The sequence below is a fragment of the Kluyvera intermedia genome (assembly GCF_021440345.1).
Taxonomy (GTDB): domain Bacteria; phylum Pseudomonadota; class Gammaproteobacteria; order Enterobacterales; family Enterobacteriaceae; genus Kluyvera; species Kluyvera intermedia_A.
This window is the reverse complement of sequence record NZ_JAKCNS010000014.1, coordinates 43125-63262: the sequence shown is the minus strand read 5'-3', so window position 1 is coordinate 63262 and position 20138 is coordinate 43125. Positions and strand designations below refer to the sequence as shown.

13 protein-coding genes are annotated in these 20138 nt (G+C 54.5%); 10 read left to right on the top strand and 3 right to left on the bottom strand.

The window, feature by feature from the left end; translation table 11 throughout:
- The 3 genes from LZ634_RS04560 to rcsB form a co-directional block, all read left to right on the top strand.
- Positions 1–202: hypothetical protein (locus LZ634_RS04560; protein WP_234502631.1), on the top strand; the 202-nt coding region annotated here is incomplete at its 5' end.
- A gap of 80 nt (positions 203–282) precedes the next feature.
- On the top strand, positions 283–2958 hold the full coding sequence (gene rcsD / locus LZ634_RS04555; protein WP_234502630.1) for a phosphotransferase RcsD: 2676 nt from the start codon (positions 283–285) through the stop codon (positions 2956–2958).
- Between the two features lie 15 nt (positions 2959–2973).
- Positions 2974–3624: a response regulator transcription factor RcsB gene (gene rcsB, locus LZ634_RS04550; protein ID WP_061284000.1), complete on the top strand. Its 651-nt coding sequence runs from the start codon at positions 2974–2976 to the stop codon at positions 3622–3624.
- A 128-nt stretch (positions 3625–3752) separates the two neighbouring features.
- On the opposite strand, the gene rcsC is transcribed toward rcsB, so the two are convergent.
- Together rcsC and gyrA are read right to left on the bottom strand one after the other, a co-directional pair.
- Positions 3753–6599, bottom strand: a complete 2847-nt coding sequence (gene rcsC, locus LZ634_RS04545) for a two-component system sensor histidine kinase RcsC (protein ID WP_234502629.1) — start codon at positions 6597–6599, stop codon at positions 3753–3755.
- A 187-nt stretch (positions 6600–6786) separates the two neighbouring features.
- Positions 6787–9423: a DNA topoisomerase (ATP-hydrolyzing) subunit A gene (gyrA, locus tag LZ634_RS04540; protein ID WP_234502628.1), complete on the bottom strand. Its 2637-nt coding sequence runs from the start codon at positions 9421–9423 to the stop codon at positions 6787–6789.
- A 160-nt stretch (positions 9424–9583) separates the two neighbouring features.
- Between gyrA and ubiG the strand changes: the two genes are divergently transcribed.
- The 7 genes from ubiG to glpC all read left to right on the top strand — a co-directional run bounded on the left by ubiG (position 9584) and on the right by glpC (position 18922).
- Positions 9584–10312, top strand: coding sequence for a bifunctional 2-polyprenyl-6-hydroxyphenol methylase/3-demethylubiquinol 3-O-methyltransferase UbiG (gene ubiG / locus LZ634_RS04535; protein WP_234502627.1), 729 nt, complete (start codon positions 9584–9586; stop codon positions 10310–10312).
- Between the two features lie 422 nt (positions 10313–10734).
- Positions 10735–13020, top strand: coding sequence for a class 1a ribonucleoside-diphosphate reductase subunit alpha (nrdA, locus tag LZ634_RS04530; protein WP_234502625.1), 2286 nt, complete (start codon positions 10735–10737; stop codon positions 13018–13020).
- A 216-nt stretch (positions 13021–13236) separates the two neighbouring features.
- On the top strand, positions 13237–14367 hold the full coding sequence (gene nrdB / locus LZ634_RS04525) for a class Ia ribonucleoside-diphosphate reductase subunit beta (protein WP_234502623.1): 1131 nt from the start codon (positions 13237–13239) through the stop codon (positions 14365–14367).
- The gene (yfaE, locus tag LZ634_RS04520; protein WP_052285100.1) at positions 14367–14621 is read left to right on the top strand and encodes a class I ribonucleotide reductase maintenance protein YfaE; all 255 of its coding nucleotides are present in this window, start codon (positions 14367–14369) and stop codon (positions 14619–14621) included. Before nrdB ends, yfaE begins: the two co-directional genes overlap by 1 nt.
- Positions 14622–14836: 215 nt before the next feature.
- Positions 14837–16465: an anaerobic glycerol-3-phosphate dehydrogenase subunit A gene (glpA, locus tag LZ634_RS04515; protein ID WP_234502621.1), complete on the top strand. Its 1629-nt coding sequence runs from the start codon at positions 14837–14839 to the stop codon at positions 16463–16465.
- Complete coding sequence (gene glpB / locus LZ634_RS04510) at positions 16455–17714, top strand: glycerol-3-phosphate dehydrogenase subunit GlpB (protein ID WP_234502619.1); 1260 nt, start codon at positions 16455–16457, stop codon at positions 17712–17714. Before glpA ends, glpB begins: the two co-directional genes overlap by 11 nt.
- Complete coding sequence (glpC, locus tag LZ634_RS04505; RefSeq protein WP_234502616.1) at positions 17711–18922, top strand: anaerobic glycerol-3-phosphate dehydrogenase subunit GlpC; 1212 nt, start codon at positions 17711–17713, stop codon at positions 18920–18922. Before glpB ends, glpC begins: the two co-directional genes overlap by 4 nt.
- Here glpC and LZ634_RS04500 read toward each other — a convergent pair.
- Positions 18894–20090: a nicotinamide mononucleotide deamidase-related protein YfaY gene (locus LZ634_RS04500; RefSeq protein WP_234502614.1), complete on the bottom strand. Its 1197-nt coding sequence runs from the start codon at positions 20088–20090 to the stop codon at positions 18894–18896. The two genes, glpC and LZ634_RS04500, sit on opposite strands and share 29 nt — an antisense overlap.
- Positions 20091–20138: the final 48 nt, after the last annotated feature.

Below are 20138 nucleotides of genomic sequence, written 5' to 3'. Positions count from 1 at the left end.
TAAGTTGGCAGCATCACCATATATCCAGCCAATTTTTGTACAATATATGTTTCATTGTACACATTGCCCGCAATCTCAATTCCCCGTCGAAGATAATAATGAAATTCCGTTTCATTTCCTGGCAGCACTGACCTTACGTGGGACGAATTTGCCGCGTGACTGCATCTTGTTGGATTTTTTGTATATACTGCCAGCAGAGTAAAACAAGGTTTTACGCCTCAATGCATTTTACGCTTGAGCATATCCTCATTCAGATGCCGTTATGATGGGTTACACACGCCAATGAGTCAGTCCGACAAGATGAGCCCGACGAAATTCTCCCTCCTTCCTGGGAGCATCACACGTTTTTTCCTCCTTATGATCATCGTGCTTCTGGTGACCATGGGCGTGATGATTCAAAGCGCGGTTAACGCGTGGCTAAAAGATAAGAGCTATCAGATTGTCGATTTGACGCACGCGGTACATAAGCGTATCGATACCTGGCGCTACACCACCTGGCAAATTTACGACAATATCGCCGCATCAAGCAGCAACGCGACGCCGATTGATGGCCTGCAGGAAACCCGCTTAAAGCAGGATGTCTATTATCTCGAGAAGCCAAGACGTAAAACCGAAGCGCTGATTTTTGGTTCGCATGATAGCGCAACGCTGGATATCACTCAGCGAATGTCAACCTATCTGGATACCCTGTGGGGCGCCGAAAACGTGCCGTGGTCGATGTACTATCTTAATGGTCAGGATAACAGCCTGATCCTTATCTCAACGCTGCCGCTCAAAGATCTCTCGTCAGGGTTCAAAGAATCGACCGTCGGCAGTATCGTCGACTCACGCCGCGCCGAGATGCTGCAGCAGGCGAATACGCTGGATGAACGTGAAACCTTCTCTTCTTTGCGTCGTTTAGCCTGGCAAAATGGCCGCTACTTTACCCTACGCACCACCTTTAATCAGCCGGGACATCTGGCGACCGTCGTCGCCTTCGATTTACCGATAAACGATCTGGTGCCGCCAACAATGTCGCTGGATAGCTTCCGCCTTGAACCCGATCCTGCGCAGGCCTCCCCTCGTGGCCAGGAAAAAGATCCGGGCGACAGCGTCGCGATTAATTTTAATAGCTCGCGCATTGAAATCACTTCCGCGCTCAACACCACCGGTATGCGTTTAGTATGGCAAGTGCCATTTGGTACCCTGTTGCTTGATACCTTCCAGAACATCATGCTACCGCTGCTGTTGAATATCGGCCTATTGGCGCTGGCGCTCTTTGGTTACTCTACTTTCCGTAACCTGCCTACGCGCAGCAGCGCACATACGGCACCGGCCTCTGGAACCAATAACGAACTGCGGATGCTGCGAGTCATCAACGAAGAGATCGTCTCTTTATTGCCACTTGGGCTATTGGTTCACGACCAGGAGTCGAATCGCACCATTATTAGCAATAAAATTGCCGATCACCTGCTGCCGCATCTGAACCTACAAAATATCACCAGCATGGCGGACCAGCATCAAGGGGTGATTCAGGCCACCATCAATAATGAACTGTATGAAATACGTCAGTTCCGCAGCCAGGTTTCACCGCGTACGCAGATCTTTATCATCCGCGATCAGGACCGGGAAGTACTGGTCAATAAAAAGCTTAAACAGGCTCAGCGGCTCTATGAGAAAAACCAGCAGGGTCGCGCAGCCTTTATGCAGAACATTAGCGACACGCTGAAACAGCCAATCAAAGCGCTGGCGGCTGAAGCGACAACCCTTGATACCCCCGAGGGTCAGAAACTGGCTAACCATGCCGATCTGCTGGTGCGTCTGGTGGATGAAATCCAGCTCGCCAATATGCTGGAAAATGACAGCTGGAAAGGCACGTCAACGCAGTTCTCGCTTCAGGAGCTGATTGATGAAGTGGTGCCGGAAGTGTTGCCATCAATCAAGCGTAAAGGGTTACAGCTGCTTATCAACAATGCATTGCCGGCAAAAGAACAGCGTTTTGGCGATCGTGATGCCCTGCGGCGTATTTTGCTGTTGCTGATCCAGTATGCCGTCACCACCACGCAGATGGGTAAAGTGACCATTGAGGTGAGTGCCGACGAGTCGGCGGAAGATCGCTTGACCTTCCGCATCCTCGATACCGGCAACGGCGTCTCGCATGGCGAGATTGATAACCTGCACTTCCCGTATCTCAACGATACTCAGTCAGACCGCTATGGCAAGGCGAACGCCCTCACCTTCTGGCTGTGCGATCAGCTCGCCCGTAAGCTAGGCGGACACCTGAGCATTAAAGCGCGGGAATCGCTGGGAACCCGCTATACGCTGCACGTCAAAATGGCGGTGCGAGAGGAAAACGCCGAGCCGGAAGAGCAGCTGCTGGATGATGTGGTGGCAATGATCGACATCACCTCCAATGAAATCCGCAATATTGTCACCCGTCAGCTCGAAAGCTGGGGGGCCACCTGTATCAATCCGGATGAACGGGCAACGAGTCAAGAATATGATCTGTTTTTAACAGATAATCCGTCTAATCTTACTGCTTCGGGCTTGCTTTTAAGCGATGATGAAGCTGGAATACGCAAAATTGGCCCAGGCCAGCTGCGTGTGAACTTTAACATAAGTAACGCAATACAGGACGCCGTACTCCAACTGATTGAAGAGCAACTGGCACAGGAAGAAGTTACGGAATCGCAGCCCGGCAGCGATGAAAATGCCGAACTTCAGGCTAGTGGCTATTATGCTCTGTTTGTGGATACGGTACCGGAAGATGTTAGCAGACTGTATACTGAATCCGCGGCGAAGGATTTTGCCGCTCTGGCACAGACAGCTCACCGCCTTAAAGGGGTGTTTGCCATGCTAAATCTGGTACCTGGCAAGCAGTTATGTGAAACGCTCGAACATCTTATTCGTGAGAAAGATGCTTCCGGCATAGAAAAATACATCAGCGACATTGACGTATACGTCAAGAGCTTGCTGTAGCAAGGTAGCCTTTACATGAACAATATGAACGTAATTATTGCTGATGACCATCCGATTGTGCTGTTCGGGATTCGTAAATCTCTGGAACAAATTGAATGGGTGAATGTTGTTGGCGAATTTGAAGACTCCACCGCGCTAATTAACAATTTACCTAAACTTGATGCCCACGTGCTGATAACCGATCTCTCCATGCCAGGAGACAAATACGGTGACGGTATTACGTTGATTAAATACATCAAGCGCCACTTCCCCGATCTGTCGATTATCGTGTTGACCATGAACAACAACCCGGCGATTCTTAGCGCCGTGCTGGATCTCGATATCGAAGGGATTGTGCTGAAACAGGGCGCACCAACCGACCTGCCGAAAGCGCTGGCTGCGCTGCAGAAAGGTAAGAAATTTACCCCGGAAAGCGTCTCTCGCCTGCTGGAGAAAATCAGCGCTGGCGGCTACGGCGACAAACGTCTGTCCCCGAAAGAGAGCGAAGTATTGCGTCTGTTCGCAGAAGGTTTCCTGGTGACAGAGATTGCCAGAAAGCTCAACCGCAGTATTAAAACCATCAGTAGCCAAAAGAAATCGGCGATGATGAAGCTGGGCGTCGAAAACGATATCGCCCTGCTGAACTACCTCTCTTCGGTAACGCTTTCCCCGTCAGACAAAGACTAACGTCTGTGCAGACCGGGGCTGACAGCACGTCAGCTCCGGCGCATTTCCAGGTTACACACTATCTTTCGCCTTCAGAGTTATCACCCAATCGAAGCTGGGCCAACTATCTAAACGCCATCTGCTGATGTTTATTCCCGCGACTTGCGCACTCTTGCCGCATAGACCGTCAAGGTCTGCTTCAGTACGTCCAGCGTGACCGGTTTCGACAGACAGCTATCCATCCCCGACTCCAGGCAGCGCTGCTTCTCTTCCGCCAGCGCGTTGGCCGTTACGCCAACAACCGGCAGCGTCAGCCCAAGCTGACGAATACGCTGGGTCAGACGATACCCATCCATATTCGGCATGTTGACGTCACTCAGAACAATGTCGATATGGTTTTTGCTCAACACGTTCAGCGCATCAACACCATCGTTCGCCGTTTTACACTGATAGCCCAGCGATCCCAGCTGATCCGCCAGCAGGCGACGGTTGATAGGATGATCGTCAACGACGAGGATCATCATGTCATCATTACTGTTTTCCGCCACCTCGTGCGCGGCGAGCGACTCGGTGGCGTCACCGGTCCCCATCTTCACGCGGTAAATACGGCCCAGCAGCGTCATTAATTCATGCGGGGAAACGATGCTGTGTATCCATTGACCCGGCGCATACTCCTGCGGAATACCGATATGGCGGCGACAGAAGACCACCGCAGCGCGACCCGCCCATTGCTGGGTGATTTCATCATCGGTTATCAGCAGATCGTCCGGCTCCGGTATTTCACCGTCGTACAGACGAACGTCCATCCCGTGATAGGTCAGCAAGGTCTGAATGAAATTGGACAACGCGACGTTGCGCACCGCCAGCCAGCAGCGAACGGCTGCCAGCCCGCCTATCATCAACGGCGTTTGATTCTGTTCACCATACAACGGGATACGCAGGGAAAACTGACTCCCCATACCCGGCTCGGTATCCACCGCGATATCACCGTCCATCATATTGACCAGCTTTTCGCAAATCGCCAGCCCCAGGCCAGTACCCTGGAAGTTACGCTGCACGCCGGTACCCACCTGGAAAAACGGGTCAAACAGACGCACCACCTCTTTGGCTGGAATACCAACGCCGGTATCGCGAATGCTGATACTAAGGTAATACCCTTCCCGCTTCAGATGTAAAACGATACAGCCAATGTCGGTAAACTTGATGGCATTACTGAGCAGGTTGGAGATAACCTGCTGAAGACGCATCGGGTCGCCCATCATTTTCAGCGGCACGTCAGGTTCAATAAAGCAGTACATCCCCAGCTGTTTTCTCACCACCAGCGGCAAATAGTTGGCGGTGATATGGTTCATCACCTCTTTAGGTGAAAATTCGCTTGGTTCGATTTTGAGCTGTTCAGACTCAATTTTTGAAAAGTCGAGAATGTCGCTGATAATCTTCAGCAGCAGCGCTGACGAGTTGTTCATGGCCGTCACCAGGCGGTCAACGCCCTTCGGCAGCTCTTTGGTTTGCAGTAAATCGAGGTTACCAATAATCCCATACAACGGCGTACGCAGTTCGTGGCTCACCGTTGCCAGGAACATGGATTTTGACTGGCTGGCCTGCTCCGCCGCCTGTGCCATCTCCTGCAGCGACTCTTCCATTTTGACGCGCGAACTCACGTCAACCAGCACGCAAATCGCCACGTTCTCGTTGCGATAGCGTGAGTGGACAAAGCTAATTTGCAGGTTGGTGTTGTTACTGGTCAGTACGTCAACGAAGTTCACCTGCTGACCGCAGATAATCTGCGTCAGCCGCTGCCGGTCCTCGTGGGTCAGCATATTCAGGTAATTATGCGCCAGTTCATTACTCAGAATATTGGTGCCATCCTGAGTCCTCAGGATACAGATCCCAACCGGCGCCGAGGCGACAATTTTACGGTTAAACTGCTCATGTTCTTCCAGACGTAGCGCGTCCGACTCTGCGGGCAGGAAGATACGGCGCTCATACATCCGCGCCATGGTAAACAGCGCAATCCCGGTTAACAGGTTCAACAGCAAAGCATTGAGTACCAGAATACGAATACGTTCCAGTACCGCATCCAGCGGCACCGAGTAGACAATACTCAGCGATGAAGGCGAAAGGGTTTTCTTCAGCACCAGCTCGCGATAGCCAGCGGTATAACCAAACCACAGGCGTTCCTGTAGCGCTCGCGTCGCGATATGCAGTTTGTTGTCCGGCCCGGAGAGCGAAATCAGCGTATTGCCATTATCATCAAGAATTGATACCCCCATTGGCATACTGCCTGGGGTGAAGAAGTTCTCCATGCGAATGGTCTGTTCAACGCCCAGCAGCGCCTGCAGGCGATTCGCCAGATACACCGGCGTCAAAGCATAGAAATAACCGACGCTGTGACGCGGCCCCTGCCCAACCCAGAACAAGTTGCCGCCACGCTCATCCTGCGGCGCATCGCGATAGGCCATAATGCGTTCGTGCAGCGAGTTAAGGGCTTCACTACGTTCAACCGGCATTTCACGCAGGCCAAAGTTAGCCATGCAAAGGTTATCGCTGCCGATTAAATAGACGCGGTTAAGATCGTAGGCAGCGGAGAAATTCTCCCGCCAGTAGCGCAGATACCACGACAGCGACTCCAGCGGGCCACGCCAGGTGGTATCGAGGTTGCCGCAGTCTGAATCCGGGAACAGCGGCTCAAAGTCGGGGATGTCGGCGCTATCTTTGATAGCACCGGTCGGCAGCGTACCATTCGCCGCGGTCAGCCGGTTTTCGGCGATATACTTCAGCTCCTTAATCACATCGGAGGTTCGCTGGAAATAGCGCTGGGCCTGATCGGAGTTAAGATTAAATTCCTGGCGGATTTCCGATTCTTTCTGATGCAGGGCATTCACAATATAGAATACCGAAATCAAGGCGATAAGCAGCCAAAGCAGCAATGCCAACGCGCGGAACAGGTAGCGTGAAACTTTCAGCGTGGTGCGAAAGGAGACAAGATATTTCAAAGTGGCGAAACTCCGCCGTCAAAGGCTAACAGGATGTGGTTAAGGTAGCGGGAAAAGCCCTTTACCGCAATGTTAATACATACAGAACAGCCGCCCGGACGCGCGCTGCAATGCTGAAAACAGCCAAACCGCAGATAAAAAAAGAGCCGGTATTCACCGGCTCTTTCATGCGACATAAGACGACGAATTACTCGTCTGCGTCTTCCGCAACATCATCATCGCTTTCGGTTTCCGGCGCGATATCATCATCGCCTTCCGCCACGCTACCGTCGATAGCGTCCAGCTCTTCGTCATCCACTGGCTCAGCAACACGTTGCAGACCCACGACGTTCTCATCTTCCGCAGTACGGATGAGGATAACGCCCTGGGTGTTACGTCCAACCACGCTGACTTCCGACACGCGGGTACGCACCAGCGTACCGGCATCGGTGATCATCATTATCTGGTCGCTGTCATCAACCTGTACCGCACCAACAACGGAGCCGTTACGCTCGGTCACTTTGATGGAGATAACGCCCTGAGTTGCACGCGACTTAGTTGGATACTCTGCCGCAGCGGTACGTTTACCGTAACCATTCTGCGTCACGGTCAGGATTGCACCTTCACCGCGTGGAATAATCAGAGACACCACTTTGTCTTCACCCGCCAGTTTGATACCGCGTACGCCGGTCGCAGTACGACCCATGGCACGAACGGCATCTTCTTTAAAGCGAACCACTTTGCCTGCGGCAGAGAACAGCATCGCTTCGTCAGAACCGGAGGTCAGGTCAACGCCAATCAGCTCATCGCCTTCGTTGAGGTTAACCGCAATAATCCCGGCAGAACGCGGACGACTGAACTCAGTCAGCGCGGTTTTCTTCACGGTACCGCTGGCGGTTGCCATGAAGACGTTCACGCCCTCTTCGTATTCACGAACCGGCAGGATCGCGGTGATGCGTTCGTTCGCTTCCAGCGGTAGCAGGTTGACGATTGGACGTCCACGTGCGCCACGGCTAGCTTCCGGCAGCTGATAAACCTTCATCCAGTACAGGCGACCGCGGCTGGAGAAGCACAGGATCGTATCGTGGGTGTTGGCCACCAGCAGGCGGTCGATAAAGTCTTCTTCTTTAATACGTGCCGCTGACTTGCCTTTACCACCACGACGCTGTGCTTCGTAATCGGTAAGCGGTTGATATTTGACGTAACCCTGGTGAGACAAGGTCACAACAACATCTTCCTGGCTAATCAGGTCTTCGATATTAATGTCGGCGCTGTTGGCGGTGATTTCAGTGCGACGCGCGTCACCGAACTGTTCACGTACCAGTTCCAGTTCTTCACGGATCACTTCCATCAGGCGCTCTGCGCTACCGAGGATGCGCAGCAGTTCAGCGATCTGCTCCAGCAGCTCTTTGTACTCGTCGAGCAGTTTTTCATGCTCAAGGCCGGTCAGTTTCTGCAGACGCAGATCCAGGATAGCCTGGGCCTGCTGCTCGGTCAGGTAGTACTGACCATCGCGCACGCCAAATTCAGGTTCCAGCCATTCAGGACGCGCTGCATCATCGCCCGCACGTTCCAGCATCGCAGAAACGTTGCCCAGATCCCATGAACGCGCAACCAGGCCTGCTTTCGCTTCGGCCGGAGTTGGCGCATGACGGATCAGTTCAATGATAGGATCGATGTTTGCCAGCGCAATCGCCAGTGCTTCAAGGATGTGCGCACGATCGCGAGCTTTACGCAGTTCAAAGATAGTACGGCGTGTCACCACTTCGCGACGGTGACGTACGAAGGCGGCGATAATGTCTTTCAGGTTCATGATCTTCGGCTGACCATGGTGCAGTGCCACCATGTTGATACCGAAGGAAACCTGCAGCTGAGTCTGGGAGTAAAGGTTGTTGAGAACCACTTCCCCGACCGCGTCGCGTTTCACTTCAATCACGATGCGCATACCGTCTTTATCAGACTCGTCGCGCAGCGCGCTGATGCCTTCAACGCGTTTGTCTTTAACCAGCTCGGCGATTTTCTCGATCAGGCGCGCTTTGTTCACCTGATAAGGAATTTCGTGGACGATGATGGTTTCACGACCGGTTTTCGCGTCAGCTTCCACTTCCGCGCGAGCGCGAATGTACACTTTGCCACGACCGGTACGGTAGGCTTCTTCAATGCCACGACGACCATTGATGATCGCAGCCGTTGGGAAGTCTGGGCCAGGAATGTGTTCCATCAGCCCTTCGATGGTGATGTCTTCATCATCGACGTAAGCCAGGCAGCCGTTGATCACTTCCGTCAGGTTGTGCGGCGGGATGTTGGTTGCCATACCTACTGCGATACCGGAGGCACCGTTAACCAGCAGGTTAGGAATTTTGGTCGGCATCACATCTGGAATACGTTCGGTACCGTCGTAGTTATCGACGAAATCTACCGTTTCTTTTTCCAGGTCAGCCATCAGCTCGTGGGCGATTTTCGACATACGGATTTCCGTATAACGCATCGCTGCGGCGGAGTCGCCATCGACAGAACCAAAGTTGCCCTGGCCATCTACCAGCATGTAACGCAGTGAGAATGGCTGAGCCATACGGACGATAGTGTCATAAACCGCGGTATCACCATGAGGGTGATATTTACCGATTACGTCACCCACGACACGGGCTGATTTTTTATAGGCTTTGTTCCAGTCATTGCCCAATACGTTCATGGCGTAAAGTACGCGACGGTGTACCGGCTTCAGGCCATCTCGGACATCTGGCAGCGCACGGCCAACAATGACCGACATCGCATAATCCAGATAAGAGTTCTTTAACTCTTCCTCGATGTTGACCGGTGTAATTTCTCTCGCAAGGTCGCTCATCTAACCGCTATCCCTCTACTGTGTCCCGGATTCAAAGGTCGAAAATTATAACACATCCGCGTAAAGACAGGTAAACCCAATAGCACCCGCCAGACGCTTTATTCGCTCGTCGGTGCTGATATACTCGCAGACAATAATGAAATAAGGAGCAGGAACACCCATGAATGCCGAAAAAGCTGCGGTAGCGCACAACGTTGACCACGAAGAGATTGCCAAATTCGAGGCCGTCGCGTCACGCTGGTGGGATCTGGAAGGTGAATTCAAACCTTTGCACCGTATTAACCCGCTGCGCCTGGGCTATATCGCCGAGCGCTCCAACGGTCTGTTCGGCAAAAAAGTGCTCGATGTCGGCTGCGGTGGCGGTATTCTGGCAGAAAGTATGGCCCGTGAAGGCGCAACGGTGACTGGGCTTGATATGGGCTTTGAGCCGTTACAGGTTGCGAAACTGCACTCACTGGAAACCGGTATTCCGGTCGATTACATTCAGGAAACGGTAGAACAACATGCGGCGAAGCACGCCCAGCAGTATGACGTCGTCACCTGCATGGAAATGCTTGAGCACGTTCCCGACCCGCAGTCGGTGGTGAAAGCCTGCGCGCAGTTGATCAAACCCGGTGGGCAGGTCTTCTTCTCGACCCTGAACCGCAACGGCAAATCCTGGCTGATGGCGGTCGTTGGCGCGGAATACATTCTGCGCATGGTGCCAAAAGGCACGCACGACGTGAAAAAATTCATTAAGCCTGCTGAACTGCTGAGCTGGGTTGACCAAACCGTGCTGAAAGAGCGTCACATGACCGGCCTGCACTACAACCCGCTGACCAACACATTCAAACTCGCACCGGGTGTGGATGTTAACTATATGCTGCACACCACCGCCAAAAGCGAATAGCCCGCCGCAGGCGGTGTAGGCCCGATAAGCGAAGCGCCNNGCTTCGCTTTTCGGGCCTACGCGTCACCTACTAATGATCGGGATATAGCCACAACAAAATTGCGCTACATCATATTGCGCAACAACGCCCTTCGACGAAGAAATCAGCACTCGATCAAATTTTCATTTTTTTTTGCAAATTATTGACATCCTCGCCAGCCCTTACGTGCCGTGGACTTAGCGTTTTTTACCCTTTCACAACCTCAATTCAACATCAAAATCAACTCTTGTACTCAAAAGAATCCCTACTAGAATAACTCACCATATAGCGTTCAATTAATCAACGACCCCCTACATATAGTATTTATCCACAGGTTTTCACACCACCGGTAATTGTGGATAAGCAGGGGACATTTTTCTTTTCACGGACAGGTAAAAATCACATGAATCAGAGTCTGCTGGTGACGAAGCGTGACGGCCGCACAGAGCGCATTAACCTCGACAAAATTCATCGCGTGCTGGATTGGGCTGCTGAAGGGTTGCATAACGTTTCTATTTCTCAGGTTGAGCTGCGTTCCCACATCCAGTTCTACGACGGGATGAAAACGTCCGATATTCATGAAACCATTATCAAGGCCGCCGCAGACCTGATCTCTCACGACGCACCGGACTACCAGTACCTGGCCGCACGCCTGGCGGTATTCCACCTGCGCAAAAAAGCCTACGGCCAGTTCGAGCCACCGGCGCTGTTCACCCATGTCAAACACATGGTCGATCTGGGTAAATACGACAATCATCTGCTGGAAGACTATACGGAAGAAGAGTTCAAGCAGATGGACTCGTTCATCGTTCACGACCGTGACATGACCTTCTCCTACGCCGCCGTGAAGCAGCTGGAAGGTAAATACCTGGTACAGAACCGTGTGACTGGCGAAATTTACGAGAGCGCTCAGTTCCTCTATATTCTGGTGGCCGCGTGCCTGTTCTCTAACTATCCACGTGAAACGCGCCTGAGCTATGTCAAACGCTTCTATGATGCGGTCTCCACGTTCAAAATTTCGCTGCCAACGCCAATTATGTCCGGCGTGCGTACCCCAACGCGTCAGTTCAGCTCCTGCGTTCTGATCGAGTGTGGCGACAGCCTCGACTCCATCAACGCCACCTCCAGCGCAATCGTGAAATACGTCTCCCAGCGCGCCGGTATCGGTATCAACGCCGGTCGCATCCGTGCGCTGGGTAGCCCAATTCGCGGCGGTGAAGCCTTCCACACCGGCTGTATCCCGTTCTATAAGCACTTCCAGACCGCAGTGAAATCCTGCTCTCAGGGCGGCGTGCGTGGCGGTGCGGCCACCCTCTTCTATCCAATGTGGCACCTGGAAGTGGAAAGCCTGCTGGTCCTGAAGAACAACCGTGGCGTTGAAGGCAACCGCGTTCGTCATATGGACTACGGCGTGCAGATCAACAAACTGATGTACACCCGTCTGCTGAAAGGCGGTGACATCACTCTGTTCAGCCCGTCCGACGTCCCAGGCCTGTACGATGCGTTCTTCGCCAATCAGGACGAATTCGAACGTCTGTACACCCAGTATGAAAACGACGACAGCATCCGTAAGCAGCGCGTGAAAGCGGTTGAGCTGTTCTCGCTGATGATGCAGGAACGCGCCTCAACTGGCCGTATCTATATTCAGAACGTGGACCACTGCAACACCCACAGCCCGTTTGATCCAACCATCGCGCCGGTACGCCAGTCTAACCTGTGCCTGGAAATCGCCCTGCCAACCAAACCGCTGGACGATGTAAACGACGAAAACGGTGAAATCGCCCTGTGTACGCTGTCAGCATTCAACCTTGGCGCGATTAAGAGCCTCGACGAACTCGAAGAGCTGGCGGTGCTGGCAGTACGCGCGCTGGATGCCCTGCTCGACTACCAGGACTACCCAATCAAAGCGGCAGAACGCGGCGCGATGGGCCGTCGTACCCTGGGTATTGGCGTTATCAACTACGCCTACTGGCTGGCGAAAAACGGCAAGCGCTACTCCGATGGCAGCGCCAACAACCTGACTCACCAGACTTTCGAAGCAATTCAGTACTACCTGCTGAAAGCCTCTAATGAGCTGGCGAAAGAGCAAGGCGCGTGCCCGTGGTTCAACGAAACCACCTACTCTCAGGGTATTCTGCCGATCGATACCTATAAGAAAGACCTGGATGCGATTACCAGCGAGCCGCTGCACATGGATTGGGAAGCGCTGCGTGAGTCGATTAAGACCCACGGCCTGCGTAACTCCACGCTCTCTGCCCTGATGCCGTCCGAGACCTCTTCGCAGATCTCCAACGCCACCAACGGCATCGAGCCACCGCGCGGCTATGTCAGCATCAAAGCATCGAAAGACGGTATTCTGCGTCAGGTGGTTCCAGACTACGAACATCTGAAAAACGCCTACGAACTGCTGTGGGAAATGCCGAACAACGACGGCTACCTGCAGCTAGTTGGCGTCATGCAGAAGTTTATCGACCAGTCGATTTCGGCGAACACCAACTATGACCCGACGCGCTTCCCGTCTGGCAAAGTGCCGATGCAGCAGCTGCTCAAAGATTTGCTCACCGCCTATAAATTTGGCGTGAAGACCCTGTACTATCAAAACACCCGTGACGGTGCGGAAGATGCGCAGGATGACATGGTGCCGTCCATTCAGGACGACGGCTGCGAAAGCGGCGCATGTAAAATCTGACAACGATTGCCGGGCAGCGCTGCGCTGACCCGGCCTTTGATTTCCGTTATTACCGGGTAGCGCCGCAAAAGTCTTACCCAGAACACGGATTTATACACTCAATCATGCGGGTTGCATTAAAATGCCGCAGACGAGATGACGTGTATATTTGCAACGATATTGTAAGCAGGTAAGTAAACGCCATCCGGCATTACTCTCCAGACAGGATTGACATCAATGGCATACACCACTTTTTCACAGACGAAAAACGATCAGCTCAAAGAGCCGATGTTCTTTGGCCAGCCGGTCAACGTGGCACGCTACGACCAGCAGAAATATGACATTTTCGAAAAGCTGATTGAAAAGCAACTCTCCTTCTTCTGGCGTCCGGAAGAAGTGGACGTTTCCCGCGACCGTATCGATTACCAGGCGCTGCCAGAACACGAAAAGCATATCTTCATCAGTAACCTGAAATATCAGACTCTGCTGGACTCCATTCAGGGCCGCAGCCCGAACGTGGCGCTGCTGCCGCTGATCTCCATTCCAGAGCTGGAAACCTGGGTGGAAACGTGGGCGTTTTCTGAAACCATCCACTCGCGCTCTTATACGCATATCATCCGTAACATCGTCAACGATCCGGCGATTGTGTTTGACGATATCGTCACCAACGAACAGATCCAAAAGCGCGCGGAAGGCATCTCCAGCTATTACGATGAGCTGATTGAGATGACCAGCTACTGGCATCTGCTGGGCGAAGGTACGCATACCGTGAACGGTAAAACCGTCACCGTGAACCTGCGCGAGCTGAAAAAGAAACTGTATGTCTGCCTGATGAGCGTCAATGCGCTGGAAGCGATTCGCTTCTATGTCAGCTTCGCCTGTTCTTTCGCCTTCGCCGAGCGCGAACTGATGGAAGGCAACGCCAAAATCATTCGTCTTATCGCCCGCGATGAAGCTCTGCACCTGACCGGCACCCAGCATATGCTGAACCTGCTGCGCAGCGGCGTGGATGATCCGGAAATGGCGGAAATTGCCGAAGAGTGCAAACAAGAATGCTATGACCTGTTCGTGCAGGCGGCGGTGCAGGAAAAAGAGTGGGCAGACTATCTGTTCCGCGACGGTTCGATGATTGGCCTCAACAAAGACATTCTGTGTCAGTACGTTGAGTACATCACCAACATCCGTATGCAGGCCGTTGGTCTGGATCTGCCGTTCCAGACGCGTTCGAACCCTATCCCGTGGATCAACACCTGGCTGGTGTCCGATAACGTGCAGGTAGCGCCGCAGGAAGTGGAAGTCAGCTCGTATCTGGTTGGGCAGATTGACGCGGAAGTCGATACTGACGATCTCAGCAACTTCCAGCTCTAATGAGCCGCGTTATTCTGCGCATCTCTGGCACGCGCTTGCTGTGCCAGGATGAACATCCGTCACTGCTGGCGGCGCTGGAATCTCACAACGTTGAGGTGGAATACCAGTGTCGCGAAGGCTACTGCGGCTCCTGCCGTACCCGGCTGGTGTCCGGCCAGGTTGACTGGCTGACCGAGCCGCTGGCCTTTATTCAGCCGGACGAAATTTTGCCCTGCTGCTGCCGGGCAAAAGGTGACATCGAAATAGAGATGTAACGGTGAGCGCGCCGTGCGTGCGCTCACTTCCACTTCAATCCTTCCTTCAACTCATCCCTCTACAAATAATCACCGCCATAACCGCCGGCAAAAGGCGATATACGCCACAAAACCCGGCATCATATTTTCGATTAACGCGCGAATATGTTCGATATCAAACAAAAATACGCATTCATGTGACTTAATGATCTCAAAACGAACATTGAGGACACAAAATGGACAGCGCCTCTGCACATGAATATGACGCGATTATCATCGGTGGCGGTGCTACCGGTGCCGGGATCGCCCGCGACTGCGCGCTCCGTGGCCTGAAGGTCGCTCTCGTTGAGCGCTTTGATATCGCCACCGGCGCAACGGGCCGCAATCACGGCTTGCTGCACAGCGGCGCGCGGTATGCAGTGACCGACGGTGAATCCGCCCGCGAATGCATCAGTGAAAATCAGATCCTGCGGCGCATCGCCCGTCACTGCATCGAACCCACCAGCGGGCTGTTTATCACTCTGCCTGACGATGACTTCGGCTATCAGCAAACCTTTATCAATGCCTGCGCCAGCGCGGGCATTCTGGCCGAAGCGATTGACCCGGCGCTGGCTCGACGTATTGAACCGGCGGTCAATCCCGCGTTGGTCGGCGCCGTTCGCGTGCCGGATGGTACCGTCGATCCTTTCCGTCTGACCGCCGCCAATATGCTCGACGCCCGCGAACACGGCGCCACGATTTTCACCGGACATGAAGTCACCGGCCTTATCCGCCAGGGCGACCGGGTACGTGGCGTCACGCTGTATCATCACGCCAACGGGCAAACGCGCGATCTGTATGCACCGGTGGTAGTCAACGCCGCCGGGATCTGGGGGCAACGCATTGCCGAATATGCGGATCTGAAAATCCGTATGTTCCCGGCCAAAGGTTCGCTGCTGATTTTCGAAAGCCGCATTAACCAGCACGTTATCAACCGCTGTCGCCCCCCGGCCGATGCCGACATTCTGGTGCCCGGCGATACCATTTCGCTTATCGGCACCACTTCCACGCACATCGACTACCAGGATATTGACCGCTGCCGCGTCACCGCCGATGAGGTTGATATTCTCCTGCGCGAGGGCGAAAAGCTGGCGCCCATCATGGCTAATACGCGCATTTTGCGCGCCTACTGCGGCGTGCGCCCGCTGGTCGCCAGCGATGACGACCCAAGCGGACGCAACGTCAGCCGTGGCATCGTATTGCTCGATCACGCCGAGCGTGACGGTCTGGAAGGCTTTATCACCATTACCGGCGGCAAGCTGATGACCTACCGGCTAATGGCCGAATGGGCCACCGATGCCGTGTGCCGTAAACTCAATCACGATCACCCCTGCACTACCGCCGACACGCCGCTGCCCGGCTCGCAGGAACCGGTCGAGAAAACGCTGCAACGGATGATTTCCCTGCCCGCACCGCTGCGCGGTTCCGCCGTCTATCGCCACGGCGACCGCACCCCGACATGGCTGGGCAACAGCCGTCTGCATCGCAGCGTTGTCTGCGAATGTGAAGCCGTCACTGCGGGAGAAGTTGAGTATGCGGTCGAAAATCTGGCGGTGAGCAATCTGCTGGATCTACGCCGCCGCACCCGCGTCGGCATGGGCACCTGCCAGGGAGAGCTGTGCGCCTGTCGGGCCAGCGGTTTGCTGCAGCGCTTTAACGTCACCACCTCGACACAATCTCTGGCGCAGCTTTCAAACTTCCTCAATGAGCGCTGGAAAGGCGTGCAGCCGATTGCCTGGGGCGATGCGCTACGCGAAAGCGAACTGACCCGTTGGGTCTATCAAGGACTGTGCGGGTTACAAAAGGAGCCAGAAGATGAAATTTGATAGCGTTATTGTCGGCGGCGGCCTTGCCGGGCTGCTGTGCGGACTCCAGCTGCAAAAGTCCGGTTTACGCTGCGCCATCGTCAGTCGGGGCCAGAGCGCGCTGCACTTCTCTTCAGGTTCTCTGGATCTTCTGAGCGCCCTGCCGGACGGGAAACCGGTCACCGATATCGCCCAAGGGCTGGCGGCATTGTCGCAACAATCCCCCAATCATCCTTACGTCCGCGTGGGTACCGACAATGTGCTGCACTATGCTCGTCAGACGCAGACGCTGCTGACGGAATGCGGAGTCAACATGCACGGCGATGTCCAGCAGGTTCATCAGCGCATCACACCGTTAGGTCTACAGCGTGCCGCCTGGCTAAGTCCGCTTGAGGTCCCCGTCTCACCGCTGTCCCAGGGGCATATCCGGGTGGTCGGTATCAGTGGTTTTCTCGATTTCCAACCGCATCTGGTCGCCGGTTCACTGCAACAGCAGGGGCTCAGCATCGATATCGCCGAAATCGATTTACCGGAGCTGGATGTGCTACGTGAAAACCCGACCGAATTTCGGGCGGTGAATATTGCCCGAGTGCTGGATGAGAAATCACTGTGGCAGCCGCTGTATGAAGCGCTGCTACCGCTGTGCGAAGGCTGCGATACGCTGCTGATGCCGGCCTGCTTTGGCCTGCGCGATAGTTCGCTGTTTGACTGGCTTAACGCTCATCTTCCCTGCTCACTCTCTCTGCTCCCCACTCTGCCACCTTCAGTACCGGGAATGCGTCTGCATTCGGCCTTACAAAGGCAGTTTATCGCCCAGGGCGGTACCTGGATGGCAGGTGATGAAGTGGTTCGCATAAGCCATAGCAACGGTGAAATTAGTGAAATCTGGACCCGCAACCACGGGGATATTCCGCTGCGTCCGCGCTTTGCCGTACTCGCCAGCGGCAGCTTCTTCAGTAACGGTCTGACCGCCGAGCGCGAATGCATTCGCGAAACGATTCTGGGGCTGGATATTCTCGCGCCTTCGCCGCGCGCACAGTGGTATCAGCAGGACTTTTTTGCCTCACAGCCGTGGCAACAGTCCGGCGTCGTTGTTGACGATGCCCTGCATCCTTCGCTGCACGGGGTTACGCTGTCCAACCTGTTTGCCATCGGTTCAGTGCTGGGTGGATTCGATCCTATCGCGCTGGGCTGTGGCGGCGGGGTTTGCGCTATCAGCGCCATGCATGCCGCACAGCACATTATTACGTTAGCCGGAGGTGAGGCATGAGCCAGCAAAGCTTCGAAAACTGCATTAAATGCACCGTCTGCACCACCGTCTGCCCGGTAAGCCGGGTGAATCCCCGCTATCCGGGGCCGAAACAGGCCGGGCCGGACGGTGAACGCCTGCGGCGTAAAGACAGCGAACTGTACGATGATGCGCTGAAATACTGCATTAACTGTAAGCGCTGCGAAGTGGCGTGCCCATCCGATGTCAAAATTGGCGATATCATCCAGCGCGCCCGCGCCGACTACGGCAACACGAAACTGGGGCTGCGCGACACCATTCTCAGCCATACCGATCTCATGGGCACCCTTTCCACACCGTTTGCCCCCATCGTTAACGCCGCCACCGGCCTGAAACCGGTACGCCAGCTGTTGGATACGGCGCTGAAAATCGACCATCGCCGCAGTCTGCCCAAATATTCTTTTGGCACCTTCCGCCGCCGCTATCAGCGCATCGCCAAAAGCCAGGCGCAGTATGCCGAGCAGGTCGCCTTCTTTCACGGCTGCTATGTGAATTACAACCACCCACAGCTGGGGCTGGATATGATCCGCGTGCTTAACGCACTGGGTATTGGCGTTCAGCTACTGAGTAAAGAGAAGTGCTGCGGCGTGCCGTTAATTGCCAATGGTTTCTTTGATAAGGCGCGGCGTCAGGCGCAAAGCAATGTGACATCGCTGCGGGAAGCGATTGTTGAAAAGCACATTCCGGTGCTGGCGACTTCGTCCACCTGTACGTTCACGCTACGAGATGAATATCCGCACCTGCTGGATGTTGATAATCATGACCTGCGTGACAGCATTGAGCTCGCTACCCGCTGGATTTGGCGCAAGCTGGATGCGGGTGCAGAGCTGCGGCTAAACCCGCTGCCGCTCAAAGTGGTCTATCACACGCCGTGTCATATGGAGAAAATGGGCTGGTCGCTGTATACGCTGGAATTACTGCGGCGCATTCCGGGGCTGGAACTGCAGGTGCTGGAGTCGAACTGCTGCGGTATTGCCGGGACCTACGGCTTTAAATCCGAAAACTACCCGACATCGCAGGCGATAGGCGCCCCGCTCTTCGCACAGATTGAAGCCAGCGGCGCAGACCTCGTCATCACGGATTGTGAAACCTGTAAATGGCAGATTGAGATGTCCACCAGCAAGCGCTGTGAACATCCCATTACGCTGCTGGCGCAGGCGCTTACAGCACCAGCGAATCAACCACGTTAATCCAGCCGTGTTCGCTGGCGACCGGGCGACCGTTCAGCCAGCGACGCAGCATGTTTAACGCCATCATGGCACACACCTCCTGGCGCACCACCAAACCGTGGCGCGTGTTGCTGAACTTCAGCTGAAGCGCGTAGGTTTTGTCGGAAGTGGAAAGCGCCACATTGATGTGTTCCGATTCTAGCCCACTCACCGCCAGCGCCAGCCCGGCAAAATGGTTAATCCGCCGCTCTTCCGCCCAGCGCGCGGTTTGTGCCAGGGTTTCATCCTGGGCGGGAACCACTTCACTGGCCAGTAACGGCGCACCGGCGCGGGAAAGCTGAAGCGCCAGCAGACCGCTGGTGAACTGCTCGCTTAGCGTCAGGCTCAGCTGCTTTTCTTTCAATACGCGGGCAATCTGCGCGGGCAGACCTTCGGTGCCTTCAAAAATCAGACTTTCGCCAGCCACTTTCTGCACTTCCGGCCACAGCGCCAGCATTGCATCGCGATGTTCAGCAGGCCCGGTGAGCTTCAATTCGATAATCGGCATTGACGAGCGGTAGCCCATGGTAACGCCCGGCGGCAGGTCCAGATGTTGCAGACTCTGGGCGAGGTCGCTTTCGGAACGCCCAAAGGTGGTCAGACGCAGACAGACCGGCGGTTCCCCTACGGGATAACGCTGGCGAATACGCGGCAGGATCTCTTTTTCGACCATCACTTTAAATTCGGACGGTACGCCAGGAGTGAAGAACATCAGGCAGCGATTGAGTCGTACGGCAAAACCGCAGGCGGTACCAACCGGGTTATCGATAAATTCGGCGCTGGCGGGGATTTCCGCCTGCTTGCGGTTGCTTGGCGCCATCACGCGGCCACGTTCGGTAAAAAAGCGCTCCATGCTGGCCAGCCACTCTTCATGCAGAATCAGCGATTCGCCCTTCGCCGTCGCGGCGGCCAGCGCGCTTAAGTCATCGCTGGTTGGGCCCAGACCGCCGTTGACAATTAAGACATCAGCCTGCGTGCTACGCTCCCGCAGGATAGCCACCAGATCGTCCAGGTTATCGCCTACGGTGTTACGCCGTGACAATGGAATGCCCTGCTGAAAACAAAAATCGGCAAGCCAGGCCGCGTTTGTATCGACAATCTGTCCCGATAAAACTTCGTCGCCCGTTGACAGCATCTCAACCGTTATCATTACTTACTCCAGTAAAAAGAGAACGGTTTACTATAGCGCAAGGTAGGG

What these genes read in the sequence shown, in the direction of transcription:
- ubiG (WP_234502627.1), top strand. Translation starts at nt 9,584, where the DNA reads ATGAATGCCGAAAAAGCTGCGGTAGCGCACAACGTTGACCACGAAGAG.
- rcsD (WP_234502630.1), top strand. Translation starts at nt 283, where the DNA reads ATGAGTCAGTCCGACAAGATGAGCCCGACGAAATTCTCCCTCCTTCCT.
- nrdB (WP_234502623.1), top strand. Translation starts at nt 13,237, where the DNA reads ATGGCATACACCACTTTTTCACAGACGAAAAACGATCAGCTCAAAGAG.
- glpC (WP_234502616.1), top strand. Translation starts at nt 17,711, where the DNA reads ATGAGCCAGCAAAGCTTCGAAAACTGCATTAAATGCACCGTCTGCACC.
- nrdA (WP_234502625.1), top strand. Translation starts at nt 10,735, where the DNA reads ATGAATCAGAGTCTGCTGGTGACGAAGCGTGACGGCCGCACAGAGCGC.
- LZ634_RS04500 (WP_234502614.1), bottom strand. Translation starts at nt 20,090, where the DNA reads ATGATAACGGTTGAGATGCTGTCAACGGGCGACGAAGTTTTATCGGGA.
- rcsB (WP_061284000.1), top strand. Translation starts at nt 2,974, where the DNA reads ATGAACAATATGAACGTAATTATTGCTGATGACCATCCGATTGTGCTG.
- glpB (WP_234502619.1), top strand. Translation starts at nt 16,455, where the DNA reads ATGAAATTTGATAGCGTTATTGTCGGCGGCGGCCTTGCCGGGCTGCTG.
- glpA (WP_234502621.1), top strand. Translation starts at nt 14,837, where the DNA reads ATGGACAGCGCCTCTGCACATGAATATGACGCGATTATCATCGGTGGC.
- yfaE (WP_052285100.1), top strand. Translation starts at nt 14,367, where the DNA reads ATGAGCCGCGTTATTCTGCGCATCTCTGGCACGCGCTTGCTGTGCCAG.
- gyrA (WP_234502628.1), bottom strand. Translation starts at nt 9,423, where the DNA reads ATGAGCGACCTTGCGAGAGAAATTACACCGGTCAACATCGAGGAAGAG.